An 18,529-nucleotide genomic window follows, 5' to 3' on the forward strand; every position below is an offset into this window, starting at 1 on the left:
GCGAACCTGCGAGCCTGCTCCCATTAACCGAAACACGGAGGCCCCGATGGCCAGAACATCCAAGGATATGCTCGCTGACGCCAACGCCAGCGTTCAAAAGCTCGCGCCGGCCGAGGCGGCCGCCCGCATCGGGCAGGGCGACGTGCTGGTGGTCGACATCCGCGACAGCGCCGAGTTGCAGGCGACCGGCAAGCTCGAGGGTTCGCTGCACGTGCCGCGCGGCAGCCTGGAGTTCAAGGCCGATCCCGAGAACCCGATGTATGACCCGGCCTTCCAGTTCGACCGCCCGATCCTGATTCACTGCGCGGCCGGCGGCCGGGCGGCGCTCGCCGGCAAGACCCTGCAGGACATGGGCTACACCAACGTGATCAATGTCGGCGGCTTCAAGGACCTGGTGGAAGCCGGCGTGCCGGTCGAGAAGAAGTAGGAAGGCTGGCCGCCCGGGAAGGCTCAGCCTCGCCGAGCCTCGCCGAAGCTGCCGGCCAGCGCGAAGCCTTCGCCGAGCGGGTCGTCGGGCTCGATCAGAAAGGTCCCGCGGCCGGCGTAATAACCCTGCCCGCCGACCTCCACCCGCACGGCGCCCTCGATTTCGGGCGCCGGGCGGGTGACCCGGCCCGTGAAGGGGCCGCCCGAGATCCCCCGGAACACGCGGGTCTGGCCGGGCTCGAGCAGTCCCCTGGCGCAATCCAGCGCCATGCGGGCTGTGACGCCCGAGCCCGTCGGGCTGCGATCCACCTGCCGCTCCGCGAACACGCACAGGTTCCAGCTCTCCTGGGCGGCCCCGGCGTCGTCGGTCAGGATGGTCCCGTACAGGAAGCCAAGGTCCGGCTCCGTCGGATGCGCGATGCGCATCTCCCGCCGGATCACGTCCGTGAGCGCGCCGCCCGCCGCCACGAGGTCGTCCAGCGGCGTCGCGAAGAAATCCAGGCCGAAGCGCGAGGACGGCAGAATGGCGTAGAACGCGCCGCCATAGCCGATGTCGGTGACGACCTTGCCGAAGCCCGGCACGTCGATGCTCAGGTCCAGCGCGTGCGCGTAGGCGGGCACGCTCTCGAACCGCACCTGCGTGACCTCGCCATCCCGCACCGTGCAGGCGAGCGCCAGCGGCCCGCACGGGGCCTCGATCACGAAGCGCGTCTCGGGCTCGGTCTTGGGGACGAGCCCCTGGTCCACCACCCAGCGGCCGAGCGCCACGGTGGCGTGGCCGCACATGGTGGAATAGCCCTCGTTGTGGGTGAACAGCACGCCCAGCACGGCGCCCGGGTGCGACGGCCGCACCGGGATCACCCCATACATGCCCGCATGGCCGCGCGGCTCCAGCATGGTGGCGCGGCGCAGATGGTCGTGGTTGTCCCGAGCGTCGCGCCGTTTCGCCAGTACGCTGTCGCCCTGGAGGCTCGGGTACCCGCCCGTGAGGATTCGAACCGGTTCGCCGGCCGTGTGCATGTCCGTGTAGGCGAGTTCAAGAGCTGGACGCATGGGAGCCTCGGGCGCGGTCGCGAACCACTGTCGTAGATGCCGCCAAACGGCCGCGCAATCACGCCGCCGGGGAGCGCTCCACCGAGGCGAGGGGGACTGCCTCCGGCAGGAACAGCCCGCGCGCCGCCTTCACCTCGCGAACGAGGAAGTCCACCATGGCGCGCACCCGCGCGACGTCTTTCAACTCGGCGTGCACGATGAGCCAGAAGGTGCGGGTGAGCTGGATGTGCGGCAAGACCGGCGCGAGCTCGGCCCGGCGCGCCGTCATGAAGTGGGGCAGCACGCAGACCCCCGCGCCCGCCAGCGTCGCCTCCATCTGGGCGACCAGGCTGGAGGATTGCAGCCGTGGCCGCAGCCCTTTGGCGATCTCGTCGAGATAGTCGAGCTCCGGCATGAAGATGAGGTCGTCGATATAGCCGACCAGCGGGTGCGAAAAGAGATCGTCCGGCGCCCTGATAGGCTCGGCGGCTTCGAGGTAGGCGCGGCTCGCATACAGCCCGAGCCGATAGTCGGTCAGCTTGCGGGCGACGATCTTGCCTTCCTTGGGGGGCGACAGCGAGATCGCGATGTCGGCCTCGCGCTTCGACAACGACAGGAGCCGCGGCATGGCGACGAGCTGGAATTCGAGTTCCGGGTAGGTTTCGGCCAGCTTCACGGTGCGGGGCGCGAGGAAACTGGTGCCAAATCCGTCGGGCGCGCCCACCCGGACGGTGCCCGACAGCGCGAGGTCGGCGCCGCCGATGTCGCTGGAGGCCGCCAGCGCGGCGCTCTCGATCGCCTCGGCGGCGATCACAAGGCGCTCGCCGTGGCCCGTCAGCGTGTAGCCCTGCGGCCGCCGCTCGAACAGCGTGGCCTTCAGGGCCGTTTCGAGGGAGGTGATCCGCCGGCTGACCGTGGCGTGGTCGGCCCCGAGCCGTCGCGCCGCGACCGTGAGGCGCCCGGCCCTTGCAACCGCGAGGAAAAAGCGCAAGTCATCCCAATCGAAACGGCTCATGCGTGTTTCCTCGACCTTGGTCCAGCGCCGGTCCTGCATGTGGATACGCGCACGGATTAGACGTGAAAACTCCCATAGCCGTGCGCAGATCGCAATGATACTCGTGTCGCAACAGCAGCGGGCCACGCGGCCCATTTCACGATCCCCAAAGGATCGCCCAAAGAATGCCCAGGGAGGACGCCATGGTCGCCGAACTCACCCACTTCGTCGGGGGCAAGCACGTAAAGGGGACTTCGGGCCGCTTCACCGACGCCTTCTGGCCCATGACGGGCGAAATCGCCTCCCGGGTGCCGCTGGCCACCAAGGCCGAGGTCCGGGCCGTGGTGGAAAACGCCAAGACGGCGCAGCCGGCATGGGGCGCGACCAACCCGCAGCGCCGCGCCCGCGTGCTGATGAAATTTCTCGAGCTGGTGCACGCCGAATATGACTCGCTCGCCGAACTGCTCGCGCGCGAGCACGGCAAGACGGTCGCGGACGCCAAGGGCGACATCCAGCGCGGCCTCGAAGTGGTCGAGTTCTGCATCGGCGCGCCGCACCTCATGAAGGGCGAGTACACCGAGGGCGCGGGCCCGGGCATCGACATCTACTCGATGCGCCAGCCGCTCGGCGTCGTCGCCGGCATCACGCCGTTCAACTTCCCGGCCATGATCCCGCTCTGGAAGGCCGGTCCCGCCATCGCGGCCGGCAACGCCTTCATCCTGAAGCCGTCCGAGCGTGACCCGGGCGTGCCGCTGCGCCTCGCCGAGCTGTTCCTGCAGGCGGGCCTGCCTGCCGGCATCTTTAACGTCGTGAATGGCGACAAGGAAGCCGTGGACGCCATCCTGGATGACCCGGACATCAAGGCGGTGGGCTTCGTCGGCTCCACGTCGATCGCCGAATACGTCTACACGCGCGGCTGCGCGGCGGGTAAGCGGGTGCAGTGCTTCGGCGGCGCCAAGAACCACATGATCATCATGCCGGACGCCGACATGGACCAGGCCGTGGACGCCCTGATCGGCGCCGGCTACGGCTCGGCCGGCGAGCGCTGCATGGCGATCTCGGTGGCGGTGCCGGTCGGCAAGGAAACCGCCGACCGTCTCGTCGACAAGCTGATCCCTCGCATCGAGAGCCTGAAGGTCGGCCCGTCCACGGACTCGTCGGCCGATTTCGGCCCCCTGGTCACGCAGGCGCACCTCGACAAGGTGAAGTCCTATGTGGAGCTCGGCGTCCAGGAAGGCGCGCAGCTGAAGGTGGACGGCCGAAACTTCAAGCTCCAGGGCTACGAGAACGGCTTCTACATGGGCGGCTGCCTGTTCGACAACGTCACCAAGGACATGCGGATCTACAAGGAAGAGATCTTCGGCCCGGTGCTGTCGGTGGTGCGCGCCAAGGACTATGCCGAGAGCCTCGCGCTCGCCAACGAGCATGAATACGGCAACGGCGTCGCGATCTTCACGCGCGACGGCGACGCGGCCCGCGACTTCGCCGCCAAGGTGCAGGTCGGCATGGTGGGCATCAACGTGCCGATCCCGGTTCCGATCGCCTACTACACCTTCGGCGGCTGGAAGCGCTCGGGCTTCGGCGACCTGAACCAGCACGGCTCGGACGCCTTCCGCTTCTACACCAAGACCAAGACGGTCACGTCGCGTTGGCCGTCCGGCATCAAGGACGGCGCCGAGTTCGTGATCCCGACGATGCGCTGATCATCCGGGCGCGCCCTCAGGGGCGCGCCCGCTTCGTTTTTGGCATCCCGAACTTCGGTCCAAGCCCATGTCGCTTTTTGCCCTCTCCGAGGACCACGTCGCCATTCGCGACATGGCTCGCGCCTTCGCGGCCGAGAAGCTGGCCCCCAAGGCCGTGGAGTGGGACGAGCGCAAACACTTCCCCGTGGAGGAAATGCGCGAGGCCGCGGCGCTCGGCATGGGCGCCATCTATGTGCGCGAGGATGTCGGCGGGTCCGGCCTCAGCCGCCTCGACGCCACGCTGATCTTCGAGGCGCTGGCGACCGGCTGCCCGACCGTGGCGGCCTTCATCTCGATTCACAACATGGCGTCGTGGATGATCGACGCCTATGGGTCGGACGAGCAGCGCCGGCGCTTCCTGCCGAAGCTCGCCACGATGGAGCACATCGCGAGCTATGCGCTGACGGAACCGGGCGCGGGCTCGGACGCCGCCGCGCTGAAGACGAGGGCGCGGCGCGACGGCGACCATTACGTGCTCGACGGCGCCAAGCAGTTCATCTCGGGGGCCGGAGCGTCGGACCTCTACGTCACCATGGTGCGCACCGGCGAGGACGGTGCGGGCGGGATCTCCACGCTGGTGATCCCCAAGGATGCGCCCGGCCTCAGCTTCGGGGCCAACGAGCGCAAGATGGGCTGGAACGCCCAGCCCACCCGGCAGGTGATTTTCGACGGCTGCCGCGTGCCGGTGGAGAACAGGCTGGGCCCCGAGGGCATCGGCTTCAAGATCGCAATGGCGGGGCTGGACGGCGGCCGCCTCAACATTGCGGCCTGCTCGCTGGGCGGCGCCCAGGCGGCCCTGGAGAAGAGCCTCGCCTACATGAGCGATCGCAAGGCGTTCGGAAAGCGCCTGCAGGACTTTCAGGCGCTGCAGTTCCGCCTCGCCGACATGGCCACCGAGCTGGAGGCCGCCCGCACCTTCCTGTGGCGCGCCGCATCCGAGCTCGACGCCAAGACGCCGGACGCGACGCGCCTGTGCGCCATGGCCAAGCGCTTCGGCACCGACGTCGGCTTCGAGGTCGCCAACCAGGCGCTCCAGCTGCATGGCGGCTATGGCTACCTGGCCGACTACGGCATCGAGAAGATCGTCCGCGACCTGCGCGTGCACCAGATTCTCGAAGGCGCCAACGAGATCATGCGCGTCATCATCGCCCGCAGCCTGATCGGCCGCGGTCAGGGAAGCGGGCTGTGAGCCGCGCAACGTTCGGAGTGATCACATGAGCACCATCGGCTTCATCGGCCTCGGCAACATGGGCGCGCCCATGGCGGCGAATCTCGTCAAGGCTGGCCATCGCGTGATCGGCTACGATCTGCTGCCCGCAAACGCTGCCGCCGCAGAGGCCGAGGGCGTCGCGATCGCGTCGACCGCGGCGGATGCGGTGCGCGACGCCGATGTGGTGGTGACCATGTTGCCGGCCGGCCGCCACGTTCTGGCGGTGTGGGCCGACGTGCTCACGCATGCGCGGCGCGGCGCGCTGTTCATCGATTCCTCAACCATCGACGTCGACAGCGCCCGGCAGGCGCATGATCTGGCCGCACAGGCAGGCATGGCTTCGGTGGACGCGCCCGTGTCGGGCGGCACCGGGGGCGCCAAGGCCGGCACGCTGACGTTCATGTGCGGCGGCGCGGCCGAGGCTTTTGCGACTGCGCGGCCGTTGTTGGAGGCGATGGGCAAGAAGATTGTCCATTGCGGCGACGCCGGCGCCGGGCAGGCGGCCAAGATCTGCAACAACATGATCCTCGGCATCTCGATGATCGGCGTCTGCGAGGCCTTCGCGCTGGGCGAGAAGCTTGGCTTGTCGCATCAGGCCCTATTCGACGTCGCGTCCACGTCGTCCGGCCAGTGCTGGTCGCTCACGACATATTGCCCCGTGCCCGGGCCGGTGCCGACGAGCCCGGCCAACAACGGCTACAATCCCGGATTCGCGGCCGCCCTGATGCTGAAGGACCTGCGGCTCTCGCAGGACGCCGCGCAGTCGGCCGGAGCGTCAACGCCGCTGGGCCAGCACGCAGCGCAGATCTACGAGGCTTTCGAAGCCGCGGGATTCGGCGGCAAGGATTTTTCGGGGATCATCGAGCATCTGCGCCAGAAGAGCGCCTGACTCACCAGACAAGCGCGAACGCCCCCGCGAGGGCGGCGTAGCGGGCGAGCTTGGCGACGCCCACGACCAGCACGAACAGCCAGAACGGCGTGCGCGCGATCCCGGCCATCACGGTGAGCGGGTCGCCGATGATCGGCGTCCACGACAGCAGCAGCGACCAAACCCCGTAGCGGGCGTACCAGCGCTCGTATCGGTCGAACGTCGCGGGTTTCACCGGAAAGCGCGGGTGATCGCGGTAATGCGCCGCCCAGCGGCCGATCGCCCAGTTGGCGCAGGAGCCGAGCGTATTGCCCAGCGTGGCGAAGGCGAGCGCAGGTGGAAGCGCGCCGCCATGCGCCAGAACCGCCAGGAATGCGGCTTCGGACGAGCCTGGCAGCAAGGTGGCGCTCAGAAAGGCGGCCGCGAACAGTCCGGCGGATTCGATCATGCGCGTCCCGGCGGGATCGACGCGCCGCTGCGGCTTGGCCTTGCCCCCGGCGTCACCCCATAGCTAAATCGGCGCGAAACACAAAGCCGCAAGGCCCACATAGGCCGGGGAGTATTTCCATGCCGTTCATTCTCGCGATCGATCAGGGCACGACGTCGTCGCGGGCCATCCTGTTTCGCGAGGACACCACCATCGCGGCGGTTGGACAGCAGGAATTCCCGCAACATTTTCCGGCGTCCGGCTGGGTTGAGCACGAGGCGGAAGACCTCTGGTCCTCGACGGTCGCGGTCTGCCGGGAGGCGCTCGACAAAGGCGGCGCGACGGCCCGGGACGTCGCCGCCATCGGCATCACCAACCAGCGCGAAACCACGCTGGTGTGGGACCGTCAGAGCGGCAAGGCCATTCACCGCGCCATCGTGTGGCAGGATCGCCGTACCGCCGAGATGTGCGGCCGGCTCAAGGCCGACGGGCACGAGCCGCTGTTTGCGGCGCGCACCGGGCTGATCCTCGATCCCTATTTCTCCGGCACCAAGGTGGCCTGGATCCTCGACAACGTGCCGGGCGCGCGCGCCCGCGCGGAGCGGGGCGAGCTGGCGTTCGGAACCGTCGACAGCTTCCTGCTTTGGCGGCTGACCGGCGGCGCCGTGCACGCCACGGACGCCACCAACGCGTCGCGAACGCTGATCTACGACATCCATCGCGGCGATTGGGACGACGATCTTTTGGCCATCCTGCGGATCCCGCGCTCCATGCTGCCCGAGGTGCGCGACTGTTCCGGACGGTTCGGCGAAACAGTTCCGGAGCTCTTCGGCGGCGTCATCCCGATTTGCGGCATCGCGGGCGACCAGCAGGCCGCCACGGTGGGGCAGGCGTGCTTCACGCCCGGCATGATGAAATCGACCTACGGGACGGGCTGTTTTGCGCTGCTCAACACCGGCGGGCAGGCGGTGGCGTCGCAGAACAAGCTCCTCACCACGGTCGCCTATCAGCTCGGGGGCAAAACGACCTATGCGCTCGAAGGCTCGATTTTCGTAGCCGGGGCGGCTGTGCAATGGCTGCGGGACGGGCTCGGGATCGTGAAATCGGCCGCCGAAACGGGGCCGCTCGCCGAGCAGGCCGACCCCGCGCAGGCGGTGTACCTGGTGCCCGCCTTTGTGGGCCTCGGCGCGCCCTATTGGGACGCCGAATGCCGCGGCGCGCTTTACGGCCTGACGCGCGGGACCGGCCCGAAGGAGATCGCCCGGGCGGCGCTGGAGAGCGTCTGCTACCAGACCTACGACCTGCTGGAGGCGATGCGGGCCGACTGGCCGGGCGCGGCCGGCGCCGAGACGGTGCTGCGGGTCGACGGCGGCATGACGGCCTCCGACTGGACCATGCAGCGCCTCGCCGACATTCTCGGCGCGCCCGTGGACAGGCCTGTCGTCAAGGAAACCACGGCGCTCGGCGCCGCCTACCTGGCCGGCCTGGCCGCCGGGGTCTATCCGGACCCCGACCGCTTCGCCGATCTCTGGCGCCTCGACCGGCGTTTCACGCCGAATTTCGACGGCGACATGCGCGAAACCATGATCGCCGGCTGGAAGGACGCCGTCGGCCGGACGCTGACGCGCCGCTGACGCCCTAGGCCGCGGCGCGGCTGCGGGCGCGCTGCCCGGTCACGCCTTCGCCCGAGAACACGAGATCGGCCGGGCGCTCGACCCGGATCGGGCGTGGGCCGTCCCGCAGCGTGGCGCGGATCTCTTCCGCGAGTGCGGCGGCTTCCGGCGAGCGGCCCTGGCTGACCAGGAGGCCGATGCGGTTCGTCGGCAGAGCCGGCAGCCCGGCGCTCTCGTCCAGAAGCCGCATGCCGGGACCAACCGCGCATTCCGGAAACACCGTCACGGCGAGCCCGGCCCGCACCACCGGCGCGAGGGCCGCCTGGCTCGACGACGCGAGCAACTGGCGCCAGCCGATGCCGGCTTCTTCGAGCGCCTCGATGGCGGCGCGACGCCACGCGCAGGTCGGGCCTGAAAGGGCGAGCGGCAGCGGCCGCGCCTCATGCGCGCAGGACGCGACGCCGACGATCCAGCGCAACGGCTCCTCGCGGAGCGCCTCGGCGCCCTTCAGCGAGCCGCAATCCGTGATGATCGCCATGTCGACGTCGCGCACCGCCACGCGTTCGCCAAGGGACTGCGAACCCTCACAAACCACCGAGATCTCGACCAGCGGATGCCGGCGCATGAAGCGCGTCACGATCTCGGGCAGGAAAGTGTCCGCATAGTCGTCCGGAATCCCGAGCCGCACCCGGCCGGCAAGCGCCTTGTGGGACACGGACGCAAACGCGGCCGCCTCGAGCTGCAGCATCTGGCGCGCGTAGTCGACGAGCTTCTCGCCGTCCTCGGACAGGCGAACGCCGCGGCCCTGCTTGGCGAAGAGGGGGCGGCCGAGCACGTCTTCGAGGCGGCGGATCTGCATCGACACCGCCGACTGCGTCTTGTTCACGCGCTCGGCCGCGCGGGTGAAGCTGCCTGTGTCGATGATGGCCACGAATGAACGCAATTGATCGGTGTCGAGCATCGGGGGGCTCCTCGGACCTGCAACGGCGAACTTTTCAACTGGAACCGCGGAACAAAACCTCTGAGGGCGCCAGCAATCTCGTTTCGCGATGAGAGACATTAAAACCATTCGTTAGACCGATCAATAGGCCTGCTCCATGTTTATCCAATCGGAAACAACGATGGATGGATCACCCATCGCTCCAGGACACACCTCAAGGAGAAGATCCATGGCCCTGATCATGACGAGACCCGCAAGCCGCCGCATCGGCCCTACTCCCGATCGGAGCCGCTGGCTCGAGCCGACCCGCCGCACCGCGCTCTGGTTGTTCGGCTGGCCTGTGCGCTATGTGCGCGCCCGCCGCAATCTCGCGGTGCTGGCCGCCATGTCGGACATGCAGCTGAAGGACATCGGCCTTTACCGCGCCGACGTGGTGAGCGCGACCGCGCTGCCGCGCGACGAGGACCCGACGCCCCAGCTCGCCGCGCTGGTGCGCGAGCGCCGGCAGTATCGTGGCGCTCGGCGCGGTTGAGCGGGGCCGGCTCGACAGGAAACGCCCCGCATGGCTTCCTGTATGAAACGGAGGTGCAGGGATGACGATTGAAAGCTGGCTGGCCTTCACGGCTGCGTCCGCGGTGCTGCTCGTCATCCCTGGCCCAACAATCCTGCTGGTGATCTCCTACGCGCTGGGCCAGGGCTGGCGCACCGCCCTCCCGATGGCCGTCGGCGTCGCGCTGGGCGACTTCACCGCCATGACGGTGTCGATGCTCGGCCTCGGCGCGGTGCTGGCCGCGAGCGCCGCCGTGTTCACGGCGCTGAAATGGGTCGGCGCCGCCTATCTCGTGTATCTCGGCGTCAAGCTCTGGCGCGCCGGCGGCAGGCTGGATGTCTCGGCCCGCACGGACGCCGCGCCGGTCTGGCGCATGCTCGCGCATGCGTGGCTGGTCACCGCGCTCAATCCAAAGGGCATCACCTTCTTCGTCGCGTTCCTGCCCCAGTTCCTAGACCCCAAGGCCGACTTCCTGACCCAGATGGCGATCTTCGAGGCGACGTTCCTGACGCTGGCCTTCGCGAATGCGTTCGGCTACGCGCTGATCGCCTCGCGGGCGCGCGCGGTCGTGAGCAACCCGAAGGCAATCATGGCGGTGAACCGGATCGGCGGCGGACTGCTGATCGGCGCAGGCGTCGCGGTGGCGGCCCGGACCGCGTGATGCTCAGGCTTCGCTGCGCTTGAGCAGGTAATCGAGCCCGCCGACGCGGTACCAGCGATACGCATAGGCGTCGAGCAGCAGGCAGTGTTCGCCCTTGTCGTTCGGCTGGCTGTGGTCGTCCGACAGGACGTTGATCAACGCCGGCGCGGTGTCATCCAACCCGAGCCCGAACGTCACCTCGTGCGGCTTGCCGTCGAGATTGTGGATCACCACCACCGAGTTGTTGCGCCAGTCGTAGCGCAGAGCCAGCACGGCGGGATCGCCGGTGTCCAGCACCGTGAAATCGCCCCAGCCGATCTCCGGCATTTCCTTGCGCATGCGGATCACACGCTCGGTCCAGTTCAGCATCGACTCCGGGTCGCGCCGCTGTTCGGCTGCGTTGACGCGTTCGAAGCCATAAGCGCCGCCGCTGATCACCGGGCTCACCGGCTTGGAGCTTTTCGTGAAGCCGCCATGCGGCTCGGTCGACCACTGCATCGGCGTCCGCGCGCAGTTGCGCTCCGGCAGATTGAGGTCGTCCCCCATGCCGAGCTCGTCGCCGTAGCGCAGCACCGGCGTGCCCGGCAGCGTGAACATCAGGCTGTAGGCGAGCTCCAGCCGCCGCTTGTCGCCGTCCAGCATGGGGGCGAGCCGCCGGCGGATGCCGCGGTCGTAAAGCTGCATGCTCTTGTCGGGGCCGAATTCCGCGAACACCTTCTCACGCTGCTGCGGCTTCAGGCGCCCGAGGTCGAGCTCGTCGTGGTTGCGCAGGAAAAGCCCCCATTGCGCCGTGGCGGGCCGCGGCTTGGTGGCTTCCATGGCCTCGACCAGCGGGCCCGTATCGGCGGCCGCCAGCGCGTAGAACAGGTGCTGGTTGACCTGGAAGTTGAACATCATCTGCATGCGGTCGCCGTCATGGCCGAAATAGTCCATGTCGGTCTCGGGCAGCACGTTGGCCTCGGCCAGGATCACCGAGTCGCCCTGCCGCCACTGGAGGAACTCCCGGAAGGTTCGCAGCATGTCGTATTGCTCGACCGGCTTCTTCACATCCGCGCCCTTCGTGCCGATCACGAACGGCAGCGCGTCCATGCGGAAGCCCGACACGCCGAGCTGGATCCAGAATCCCATGATCTTCAGGATCTCGGCCTGCACGCGCGGATTGGCGGTATTTAGGTCCGGCTGGAACTCGTAGAAGCGGTGGAAATAATACTCGCCAGCCGCCTCGTCGCGCGTCCAGGTGGTCTTCTGCACGCCCGGAAACACCATGCCCTCGTTGGCGTTGGTGGGCTTCTTCTTGGACCACACGTACCAGTCGCGATAGGGCGAATCCGGGCTCTTGCGGGCGTCCTGGAACCACGGATGCTGGTCCGACGTGTGGTTCACGACGAGGTCGATCAATACCCGGATGCCGCGCTGCTTGGCGCCGTGCGTGAATTCCACGAAGTCGCCCAGCGTGCCGAAGCGCGGATCGACGCCGTAGTAGTCGGCGACGTCGTAGCCGTCGTCCTTGCCCGGCGAGGGCTGGAACGGCATGAGCCAGATCGCCGTGACGCCGAGGCCGTGCAGGTAGTCGAGGCGCCGAAGCAGGCCCTGGAAGTCGCCCACTCCGTCGCCGTTGGCGTCCATGAAGGTTTCGACCGACAGGCAATAGATGACGGCGTTCTTGTACCAGAGGTCGTTGATCACGCCCCGTCTCCTCGAACCAAGTTGAACGGACGGCGCCGTTGGGGCGCGGTTCAGCGGCAAATCACGAGGGTGCGGGATGGTTCCTCGCCGGATCGCCCGCGAGGGCCGCCGAAAAAACGTCATCGCGACACGTCGCGGTCTGCGGCCTCGCGACGCATGCGGCTCTTAGACTACGAGGGTCAGGACAGCCGCCCGAACTTTTGCTAGCGTCTTCAGTTGTGGGAAGACGCCGCGAAAGGCGCCGCCCCCTTTTGGAGGAGCTGTCTATGGCTTGGACGACCCCGGAACTCACCGAAATCTGCGTCGGCATGGAAGTAACGAGCTACGAATCCGCCGAGATCGAGCCCGTCGAGTTTTAAGCTGCCGTCGCGAATGCGACGTTTCTGATCAACGCCGCCGCCCACGAGCGGCGGCGTTTTTGTGACGGGGGCGACGATCGCCGATGCGGATCATCGTGCTGGGGTCGGCCGCCGGGGGCGGCTTTCCGCAATGGAATTGTGGCTGCCCGAATTGTCGCCGCGCCTGGGCGGGCGATCCCGCCTTGCGTCCGCGCACACAGTCCAGCCTGGCCGTGACGGCAGATGGCGAGCGGTGGCTACTCCTGAACGCTTCTCCCGACATTCGCCAGCAGATCCTGGCGACGCCTGCCCTTCAACCGCGCCATGACGGGCGAGACAGCCCGATCGCATCCGTGCTCCTGACGAACGGCGACGTCGACCACGTCGCCGGCCTCCTGACCTTGCGCGAGAAGCAGCCCTTCGACCTCCACGCGACGCGCGCGACCTTCGATATCCTCCGCCACGACCGCATCTTCGGCGTTCTCGACCGAGCCGTGGTGCGTGAGCGCGAGCTCGTGCTCGATCGAGCCACCGCGATAGGTGGCGGGCTGACGGTGCGGGCCTTTGCGATCTCCGGCAAGACGCCCCTCTACATGGAAACCGGAGAGGTCGAGGTCGGGGCCGAAACGGAGAGCGTCATCGGCCTGGAGGTCGACGACGGCCGCAGCCGCTTTGTTTACGCGCCCGGCTGCGCGGCGATCACCCCCGCCCTGCGGGACCGTCTCGCCGGCGCGCCGCTCGTCTTCTTCGATGGCACGACCTTTACGGACGACGAGATGCCGCGCCTCGGCCTGTCGCCGAAAACCGCAAGGCGCATGGGTCACACGCCCATGTCGGGACCGGACGGCTCCATGGCGCTGCTCGCCGATGTGCCGATCGGCAGGCGCGTTTATGTTCACATCAACAACACCAACCCGGTTCTGGTGGAAACATCGCCGGAACGCGCCACGGTTGAAGCCGCCGGTTGGGTTGTCGCCCATGACGGCATGGAGTTCGAGCTATGAACCAGAGCCAAGCCTCCGAGGCGGTGTTGTCGCCCCACGAGCTGGAAGCCGCCCTTCGCGACATCGGGGCCAGGCGCTACCACAATCTCCATCCCTTCCATCGGCGTCTCCACGGCGGCGAATGCACGCGCGACGAGGTCCGCGCCTGGGCGCTGAACCGTTATTGCTACCAGGCCGCGATCCCGATCAAGGACGCCACCGTGCTCACCCGCATGCCGACCGCCGACCTGCGGCGGGAATGGCGCCGCCGCATCGTCGACCACGACGGCTCCGCTCCGGGCGACGGCGGCATCGCGCGCTGGCTTCGCCTCACCGAAGGCCTTGGCCTGGATCGCGACTACGTCGAGTCGATGCGCGGCGCCCTTCCGGCGACGCGCTTCGCCGTGGACGCTTATGTGAGGTTCTGCGCCGAAAAGACGTTGCTGGAGGCCATCGCGTCATCGCTGACCGAGCTGTTTTCACCGCAGATCATCGGCGAGCGCCTGTCCGGCATGCTGGCGCACTACGATTTCGTCAGCGCCGACACGATGGCGTATTTCACCGCCCGCCCGCCCCAGGCCGCGCAGGATTCCGCCTTTGCGCTCGCCTATGTTTTGGAGCACGCCCGCACGGCCGAACGGCAGCAGGCCTGCTTGGCGGCCCTCACGTTCAAGACCGACGTGCTCTGGGTGCAGCTCGACGCGCTCTGGCACGCCTATGTGGAAGGACACCTGCCGCCCGGCGCCTGGCGACCGGACGAACGCGAGGGGCTGCGATGACGGCGGAACCCGCTGGTCTTGCGGATGACGCGCGGCCCAAGCTGGCCCGTGGCGTCAAGCTCAAGCGTGACGGCGTCCGCGGCGCCTGGGTGCTGCTCGCGCCCGAGCGTGTGATCCAGCCCAATCCGGTTGCGGCCGAGATCCTGCAGCGGCTCGACGGCGTGCGCACCGTGGTGGAGATCGTGGACGACCTCGCCCAAGCCTTCCAGGCGCCGCGCGAGCGAATCGACGCGGACGTGCGCGCGCTGTTGTCGGACCTCCTCGCCAAGCGCATGGTCGTGACATGAACCAGGTGACGCCTCCGCCCGCCGCGCCGCTCGGCCTGCTGGCCGAACTGACGCACCGCTGCGCGCTCGGGTGCCCCTATTGCTCCAACCCGCTGGAGCTGGAGGCGCGATCGCGCGAGCTCTCGACCGACGAGTGGAAGCGCGTGTTTTCCGAAGCCGCCGCGTTGGGCGTCCTTCAGGTCCACCTGTCGGGCGGCGAGCCGGCCCTGCGGCGCGACATCGTCGAACTGGTCGCGCACTGCGCCCGCGAAGGGCTTTACACCAACCTGATCACCTCCGGCGTCGGTTACCGGCCCGAGCTGATCGCTCAGCTCGCCGAGGCGGGCCTCGACCACGTCCAGCTCTCGGTGCAGGACTCCGAGCCCGGCTCGGCCGACCACATCGGCGGCTACAACGGCGCGTTCGAGCGCAAGCGCGAGATCGCGCGCCGCACGGTCGAGACCGGCGTGCCGCTCACGATCAACGCCGTCATCCACCGCGCCAACGTGGCGCGTGCGCCCGACATGGTCATGCTGGCGCTGGACTGGGGCGCGGGACGCGTCGAGATCGCCCACACGCAGTATTATGGCTGGGCGCTCCCCAACCGCGCGCTGCTGATGCCGCCGCGAAACGCCGCGCTGGCCGCCATCGCGGCCGTGGAGGCGCTCAAGATCGAATTGCACGGGCGCATCGCGATCGACCACGTGCTGCCCGACTACCACGCCAACGTGCCCAAGGCCTGCATGGGCGGGTGGGGCCGCCGCACGCTCAACGTTACTCCGGCCGGCAAGGTGCTGCCCTGCCATGCGTCCGAGAGCATCCCGGGCCTGGAATTCTGGTCCGTCCGCGAGCACGCGCTGGGCGATGTCTGGCGCGCCAATCCGGCTTTCCAGGCCTATCGCGGAACCGGCTGGATGAAGGAGCCCTGCCTGTCCTGCGCTCGCCGCGAGGTGGATTTCGGCGGTTGCCGCTGCCAGGCGTTGATGCTGACGGGCGACGCCGCAAATACGGACCCGGTTTGCCATCTCTCGCCGCACCACGATCGCATTCTGTCTGCGGTCGAAGCGGATGGCGTGGGCGAGGGAGCGCCGGCCGCCGCTTACGAATATCGCCGGTTTACGCGCGCGGACGTCGTCGGCTGAGTTGCGGGCGCTCGCGCCTGTCTTAGTCCCACAGAACTAGGGCTGAGCCGTAGCAAGGCGCGGCTTTGCGCCTGTAATCTGTGCAACCGCGTGTTTGCGGGCCGGGAGTGGCGTTCCGATCGTCCGGCCAGGGTGTGTGTGTCGATGTCGAAAACCAGCCGTGTTGGCGGCGCGGAATCCAATGTCCGCGATGGGAGCGCGTCACATTTCACGGCGGCCGAACTGGGCGCCTGCGAGATCGACGAAGCAGGGCGCTTCATCGGCTGCGCGCTGTGCTGGAGCATCCTCGGCTGGGCTGATTCGGGCGAGCGGGTCGCCTCGCTGGACCAGGTCTTGGGCATTATCTGCGATCAGGACCGGCGCAAGGTGGAAGCCGCCATCGCGCGGGCTCTGAGCGACGATCCGCGCCTGGAAGTGGTGTTTCACATTGATCGGGATCAGCGATCCCGGGCCATCGCGCTGCGCGGGTCAAGAAGCGAAGTCGAGGGCCGCCGCCGCCTGCTGTGCGTGATGGCGGACATCACCGACCTTCGACGTCAGCAAAACGAAGTCCGGCGCGGCGAGACCCGCGAGTTGATCGTGCGCGAACTCGGCCACAGGCTCCGTAACCTGTTCCCGGTCATCCTCGCGATGGTGAAGCTCACGGCGCAAAGCCAAAGCAGCGTCGGCGACTACCGGACCGCCCTCGAGCGGCGCCTGCGCGCGCTGGCGGCCGCCGAGCGCCTGTTGACGCGCGGAGCATCCGAAAGCGCCAGCATCGACGAACTCGTGCGCATCGAGGTCGCGCCCTTCGATGGCGGCGATCGGCACGAGATCACCATCACGGGACCATGCCTCACTCTTCGCGGCGGCATGGCCCAGAGCTTCGCGATGATCGTGCACGAGCTGGCCACAAACGCGGTGAAACACGGCGCGCTCAGTGTTCCGGACGGCAAGCTGGACGTGACATGGCGGTTGGAGGCCGGCGAGGACGGCGACGACGAACTCGTCTTCGAGTGGACCGAACGCAACGGCCCGTCGCCGAAGCGGCCCTTGCGCAAGGGATTCGGCTCCATGGTGCTGGGCGAAAGCGGCACGTCGCTGATGGGTGGCCGGGCTGAGCGCGCCTTCACGGAAAGCGGGTATCGCTATGTGATGCGAGCGCCCTATTCGGCGGCGACGTCTTCGACTGCGGCGCCGACGCGCGAAAGCCCCGCCGCGGCCACGCCCCAGGCGGATCCTTCCGCCCATCGGGGCTGACGACCGATCACGATGATCGCCGATCGCCTCCGGCGTAGCAGTTGCGTCAGGCTGGCTTGGCGCCGTCGCCGTCCTGGCGCCCGCCGTCCGGCCGGCCGATCAGCATCTGCGCCCGGACCGCCGCCTCCGTCCGGTTCCTGACGCCGAGCACGCGCAGCAGCGCAGCCATGTGGATCTTGGTCGTCGCCTCGGCGATCTTGAGCTCGCGGGCGATCTCCTTGTTGGACAGCCCCCGCGCCACCAGCGGCAGCACGTCGCGCTGGCGCGGCGTCAGCTTCGCGTACTCGACGTCGGTGGCCTGCTCGGCCATGCGGGCGGGCGGCTCGTTCCAGGCGTGAAGCTGCGGGCCGTTCACCATCAGGGGCGAGACATAGACCTTGCCGGCCAGGATATCCTGGATGGCGGCGACGATCTCGTCATCGGTCTGCAGCTTGGAGATGAAGCCGTTGGCTCCCGCCGCCAGGCTGGCGAGCATATCGGCCCGTGTGTCGGACGCTGACAGAATCGCAAAACGGATACGCGGGTAGAAGGAGCGAACCTCCCGCAGGCTGTCGGGAAACACCAGGCCCGGCATGTTGAGGTCGAGAAGCGCGACATCGAAGGCGCCGCTGTCCTCGAGCCGCTCCATCGCGCTGTCGAAACCATCGGCTTCAACAATGTCGGCGCCCGGAAATGCGAGGTCCAGGACGCACCGCAAACCTTTGCGATAAAGGCCATGGTCGTCGGCGATCAGAATACGCGTCATCTTCGACCTCGATCACCTGGCCCGCCTTTCTTGGCGAGCCACCGGCGGAACCAGCCGGTCTACCTAAGCCCACAGTTGTGAATGGCGGCTTACACCGCATTTTGCGCGTACGGCCGCGGCTTGTCTATTAGACCGACGCCTATCGGCTCCCGCCGGAGGCCGGCGTGACGTTCCGAGGATCGAGCGTCGCTGTCCGGGAGGTGGGCGGAGTGGCCGTTTTCGAGGAAAACGCTGGGGTTGCCCTGTGGATAACCGCAACCGGAAGTCGCAGGGCGAGGATGACCCGCGATTTTTTCTGAAAAGCTCGCTTGACCTTCCGGCGGCGTGTTGGCATAAGGCGGTCATCGGCGGCGGGGACACACCAGCTGCTCTCGCCGACGGCCTTCGGCGCTTCTGCGGTTTGGGTTTCGGCCTGGCTCTGGAGTGTTCGCCTTGAAGGCCTGGTCGCGGGCCAAGCGCCCTGCGGCTTTTCAAGAACCCACGGTGTGGCGTTCCTCTGGACCGGGTTGTGGCGGGGAGACCTGCTCCATCCGGGGGAGACCTTCGTCTGCGTTTCGGCGTGGTGGTTGGTTTTCGTGCTCTTTGACAATCAGGATGGAAGAAAGAGAAACGCGGACGGCCGTGTCCTTGCGGATCCCGAAGAGGCTCAGCGATGAGTTTTGGTAGGGGTCGAATGGATCGGCTTGAAACGCGTTTCGAGCTCACAATGTGGTTTCGGCCTTTCGGGGTTGGGACCGATGTGAACTCCGTCAATAGGCCATCGCAAGGTGGCCGAGTGCATAACGCGTGATCAGCCACTGATCTAACTCTTCAACTTGAGAGTTTGATCCTGGCTCAGAGCGAACGCTGGCGGCAGGCTTAACACATGCAAGTCGAGCGCCGTAGCAATACGGAGCGGCAGACGGGTGA

At 67.8% G+C, this 18,529-nt stretch carries 17 protein-coding genes, 1 rRNA gene and 1 pseudogene; 13 read left to right on the forward strand and 6 right to left on the reverse strand.

The features are described 5' to 3' along the window. Positions 1–46 precede the first annotated feature (46 nt). A complete protein-coding gene (locus IEV99_RS23500) occupies positions 47–427 on the forward strand; it encodes a rhodanese-like domain-containing protein (protein ID WP_188520262.1) in 381 nt (126 codons plus the stop codon). A 23-nt stretch (positions 428–450) separates the two neighbouring features. Here the strand turns inward: IEV99_RS23500 and IEV99_RS23505 are convergent, their stop codons facing one another. Both IEV99_RS23505 and IEV99_RS23510 read right to left on the reverse strand, forming a co-directional pair. Next, on the reverse strand, positions 451–1,479 hold the full coding sequence (locus IEV99_RS23505; protein WP_210318701.1) for a proline racemase family protein: 1,029 nt from the start codon (positions 1,477–1,479) through the stop codon (positions 451–453). A gap of 58 nt (positions 1,480–1,537) precedes the next feature. Further along, positions 1,538–2,473: a LysR family transcriptional regulator gene (locus tag IEV99_RS23510; protein ID WP_188520263.1), complete on the reverse strand. Its 936-nt coding sequence runs from the start codon at positions 2,471–2,473 to the stop codon at positions 1,538–1,540. 182 nt (positions 2,474–2,655) lie between these two features. On the opposite strand from IEV99_RS23510, the gene IEV99_RS23515 reads away from it, so the two are divergent. The 3 genes from IEV99_RS23515 (at position 2,656) to mmsB (ending at position 6,293) form a co-directional block, all read left to right on the forward strand. Further along, on the forward strand, positions 2,656–4,155 hold the full coding sequence (locus IEV99_RS23515; protein WP_188520322.1) for a CoA-acylating methylmalonate-semialdehyde dehydrogenase: 1,500 nt from the start codon (positions 2,656–2,658) through the stop codon (positions 4,153–4,155). 67 nt (positions 4,156–4,222) lie between these two features. Beyond that, positions 4,223–5,383 (forward strand): isobutyryl-CoA dehydrogenase, encoded by a 1,161-nt coding sequence (locus tag IEV99_RS23520; protein ID WP_188520264.1) that lies wholly within the window; start codon positions 4,223–4,225, stop codon positions 5,381–5,383. A 25-nt stretch (positions 5,384–5,408) separates the two neighbouring features. Then, positions 5,409–6,293, forward strand: coding sequence for a 3-hydroxyisobutyrate dehydrogenase (gene mmsB / locus IEV99_RS23525; RefSeq protein ID WP_188520265.1), 885 nt, complete (start codon positions 5,409–5,411; stop codon positions 6,291–6,293). Position 6,294: 1 nt separating this feature from the next. Here the strand turns inward: mmsB and IEV99_RS23530 are convergent, their stop codons facing one another. Continuing rightward, positions 6,295–6,720, reverse strand: a complete 426-nt coding sequence (locus tag IEV99_RS23530) for a YqaA family protein (RefSeq protein ID WP_188520266.1) — start codon at positions 6,718–6,720, stop codon at positions 6,295–6,297. 119 nt (positions 6,721–6,839) lie between these two features. On the opposite strand from IEV99_RS23530, the gene glpK reads away from it, so the two are divergent. Further along, entirely contained in the window at positions 6,840–8,333 is a 1,494-nt protein-coding gene (glpK, locus tag IEV99_RS23535) for a glycerol kinase GlpK (RefSeq protein WP_188520267.1), read from the forward strand. A gap of 4 nt (positions 8,334–8,337) precedes the next feature. On the opposite strand, the gene IEV99_RS23540 is transcribed toward glpK, so the two are convergent. Further along, the gene (locus IEV99_RS23540; protein WP_188520268.1) at positions 8,338–9,273 is read right to left on the reverse strand and encodes a LysR substrate-binding domain-containing protein; all 936 of its coding nucleotides are present in this window, start codon (positions 9,271–9,273) and stop codon (positions 8,338–8,340) included. Positions 9,274–9,481: 208 nt separating this feature from the next. Between IEV99_RS23540 and IEV99_RS23545 the strand changes: the two genes are divergently transcribed. Together IEV99_RS23545 and IEV99_RS23550 are read left to right on the forward strand one after the other, a co-directional pair. Beyond that, positions 9,482–9,784 carry a YjiS-like domain-containing protein gene (locus IEV99_RS23545; protein WP_188520269.1) on the forward strand — a complete coding sequence of 101 codons (303 nt, stop codon included), beginning with the start codon at positions 9,482–9,484 and terminating at the stop codon, positions 9,782–9,784. Between the two features lie 61 nt (positions 9,785–9,845). Continuing rightward, positions 9,846–10,463, forward strand: coding sequence for a LysE family translocator (locus tag IEV99_RS23550; RefSeq protein ID WP_188520270.1), 618 nt, complete (start codon positions 9,846–9,848; stop codon positions 10,461–10,463). A gap of 3 nt (positions 10,464–10,466) precedes the next feature. On the opposite strand, the gene IEV99_RS23555 is transcribed toward IEV99_RS23550, so the two are convergent. Beyond that, positions 10,467–12,128 carry an alpha-amylase family protein gene (locus IEV99_RS23555; protein ID WP_188520271.1) on the reverse strand — a complete coding sequence of 554 codons (1,662 nt, stop codon included), beginning with the start codon at positions 12,126–12,128 and terminating at the stop codon, positions 10,467–10,469. Positions 12,129–12,394: 266 nt separating this feature from the next. Here IEV99_RS23555 and pqqA point away from each other — a divergent pair, with 266 nt between their 5' ends. From pqqA to IEV99_RS23585, 5 genes and pseudogenes are all read left to right on the forward strand, one after another. Then, entirely contained in the window at positions 12,395–12,487 is a 93-nt protein-coding gene (pqqA, locus tag IEV99_RS23560; RefSeq protein ID WP_188520272.1) for a pyrroloquinoline quinone precursor peptide PqqA, read from the forward strand. Between the two features lie 83 nt (positions 12,488–12,570). Further along, entirely contained in the window at positions 12,571–13,470 is a 900-nt protein-coding gene (gene pqqB, locus IEV99_RS23565; protein WP_188520273.1) for a pyrroloquinoline quinone biosynthesis protein PqqB, read from the forward strand. After that, positions 13,467–14,515 (forward strand): annotated as a pseudogene (gene pqqC / locus IEV99_RS23570) (pyrroloquinoline-quinone synthase PqqC). The gene pqqB and the pseudogene pqqC overlap by 4 nt, the downstream one beginning before the upstream one ends. Further along, positions 14,512–15,636, forward strand: coding sequence for a pyrroloquinoline quinone biosynthesis protein PqqE (gene pqqE, locus IEV99_RS23580; protein WP_188520276.1), 1,125 nt, complete (start codon positions 14,512–14,514; stop codon positions 15,634–15,636). Before pqqC ends, pqqE begins: the two are co-directional and overlap by 4 nt. A gap of 144 nt (positions 15,637–15,780) precedes the next feature. After that, entirely contained in the window at positions 15,781–16,875 is a 1,095-nt protein-coding gene (locus IEV99_RS23585) for a sensor histidine kinase (protein ID WP_188520277.1), read from the forward strand. A 46-nt stretch (positions 16,876–16,921) separates the two neighbouring features. Here IEV99_RS23585 and IEV99_RS23590 read toward each other — a convergent pair whose 3' ends face one another. Next, a complete protein-coding gene (locus tag IEV99_RS23590; RefSeq protein WP_188520278.1) occupies positions 16,922–17,620 on the reverse strand; it encodes a LuxR C-terminal-related transcriptional regulator in 699 nt (232 codons plus the stop codon). 811 nt (positions 17,621–18,431) lie between these two features. Here IEV99_RS23590 and IEV99_RS23595 point away from each other — a divergent pair. After that, positions 18,432–18,529 (forward strand): 16S ribosomal RNA (locus IEV99_RS23595); the annotation flags it as partial.

The organism is Alsobacter metallidurans, assembly GCF_014636935.1.
Taxonomy (GTDB): Bacteria; Pseudomonadota; Alphaproteobacteria; order Rhizobiales; family Beijerinckiaceae; genus Alsobacter; species Alsobacter metallidurans.

What these genes read in the sequence shown, in the direction of transcription:
- IEV99_RS23545 (WP_188520269.1), top strand. Translation starts at nt 9,482, where the DNA reads ATGGCCCTGATCATGACGAGACCCGCAAGCCGCCGCATCGGCCCTACT.
- mmsB (WP_188520265.1), top strand. Translation starts at nt 5,409, where the DNA reads ATGAGCACCATCGGCTTCATCGGCCTCGGCAACATGGGCGCGCCCATG.
- IEV99_RS23505 (WP_210318701.1), bottom strand. Translation starts at nt 1,479, where the DNA reads ATGCGTCCAGCTCTTGAACTCGCCTACACGGACATGCACACGGCCGGC.
- pqqE (WP_188520276.1), top strand. Translation starts at nt 14,512, where the DNA reads ATGAACCAGGTGACGCCTCCGCCCGCCGCGCCGCTCGGCCTGCTGGCC.
- IEV99_RS23540 (WP_188520268.1), bottom strand. Translation starts at nt 9,273, where the DNA reads ATGCTCGACACCGATCAATTGCGTTCATTCGTGGCCATCATCGACACA.
- IEV99_RS23530 (WP_188520266.1), bottom strand. Translation starts at nt 6,720, where the DNA reads ATGATCGAATCCGCCGGACTGTTCGCGGCCGCCTTTCTGAGCGCCACC.
- IEV99_RS23520 (WP_188520264.1), top strand. Translation starts at nt 4,223, where the DNA reads ATGTCGCTTTTTGCCCTCTCCGAGGACCACGTCGCCATTCGCGACATG.
- pqqB (WP_188520273.1), top strand. Translation starts at nt 12,571, where the DNA reads ATGCGGATCATCGTGCTGGGGTCGGCCGCCGGGGGCGGCTTTCCGCAA.
- IEV99_RS23515 (WP_188520322.1), top strand. Translation starts at nt 2,656, where the DNA reads ATGGTCGCCGAACTCACCCACTTCGTCGGGGGCAAGCACGTAAAGGGG.
- IEV99_RS23590 (WP_188520278.1), bottom strand. Translation starts at nt 17,620, where the DNA reads ATGACGCGTATTCTGATCGCCGACGACCATGGCCTTTATCGCAAAGGT.
- IEV99_RS23585 (WP_188520277.1), top strand. Translation starts at nt 15,781, where the DNA reads ATGTCGAAAACCAGCCGTGTTGGCGGCGCGGAATCCAATGTCCGCGAT.
- IEV99_RS23550 (WP_188520270.1), top strand. Translation starts at nt 9,846, where the DNA reads ATGACGATTGAAAGCTGGCTGGCCTTCACGGCTGCGTCCGCGGTGCTG.
- glpK (WP_188520267.1), top strand. Translation starts at nt 6,840, where the DNA reads ATGCCGTTCATTCTCGCGATCGATCAGGGCACGACGTCGTCGCGGGCC.
- IEV99_RS23500 (WP_188520262.1), top strand. Translation starts at nt 47, where the DNA reads ATGGCCAGAACATCCAAGGATATGCTCGCTGACGCCAACGCCAGCGTT.
- pqqA (WP_188520272.1), top strand. Translation starts at nt 12,395, where the DNA reads ATGGCTTGGACGACCCCGGAACTCACCGAAATCTGCGTCGGCATGGAA.
- IEV99_RS23510 (WP_188520263.1), bottom strand. Translation starts at nt 2,473, where the DNA reads ATGAGCCGTTTCGATTGGGATGACTTGCGCTTTTTCCTCGCGGTTGCA.